Origin of the sequence: Siminovitchia fortis (genome assembly GCF_007681465.1) — a bacterium.
Classification (GTDB): domain Bacteria; phylum Bacillota; class Bacilli; order Bacillales; family Bacillaceae_C; genus Siminovitchia; species Siminovitchia fortis.
In genome coordinates this window covers 1-855 of sequence record NZ_VEKZ01000158.1, presented here as the reverse complement: position 1 = coordinate 855, position 855 = coordinate 1, and the positions used below count along the sequence as shown (strand labels likewise).

Here is an 855-nt window from a genome sequence, read left to right as displayed (position 1 = left end):
TACATTAAGCAGTATAATAATTTTTACTCTTATTGTCCAAGTTCATTTAGGGGCTAAATAGGTTGGTTTTGCAACTTTATTTTTTATCATTATCATAACAGGCAGAACATCCATCTATCAGTTAACCCCGTTTCACTTAGTTTTTGTGTTAGTACTTGGAGATTTTTTAGGAAATACCATTTATGAAGATAAGGTAGGGATTTTTCATTTTTTATATGCCATCGGATTGTGGACGTTTCTTATGTTGGGAATAGAGTTTATGACTCTAAAAAATAAATCGACACGTTCTCTCTTATTAGGCAATCCTAACATCATCATTCGAGATGGTGTTATGGACAGAAAGTTACTTACAAAGCACAAATTGGATGTAAATCAAGTATTGAGTATACTCCGTCAAAATAATGTCTTTTCAGTTCGCGAAGTCAAATACGGTATATTGGAAGCTAATGGGCAAATAAGTTTATTATTAAAATCCAAGTATCAAAAACCAGACAAGTAAGATCTCAATCTTCCAGAAAGTCCAGTAGACCTCCCAACATCGTTAATTATAGATGGGGAAATTTTATGGGATAATTTACATGAACTCGGATTTGATCAACAGTGGTTAGATAACCAATTAACTACCAATGGATATGATAATGTAAAGCGTATACTTTACGCAGATTGGCGAGAGAGTGAAGGCATACATGTAAGTCCTAAATAAAATTTGTTAGGATAAGAGCACATCAATTTTCTTGGTGAATATAAACTTTAGTCTTCAACAATCAGGCGCTTTAATGAAGTAACTAAAGCGTAAGCCCCCATTCAAACAACGCATATAAACACGCAGCACCTCCTGGTACGATACATGTATCA

Annotated in this window: 1 pseudogene; it reads left to right on the top strand. The window is 33.9% G+C overall.

Annotated elements, in window-relative coordinates:
* Positions 1–85 precede the first annotated feature (85 nt).
* A pseudogene (locus FS666_RS19390) lies at positions 86–703 on the top strand (DUF421 domain-containing protein).
* Positions 704–855 lie beyond the last annotated feature (152 nt).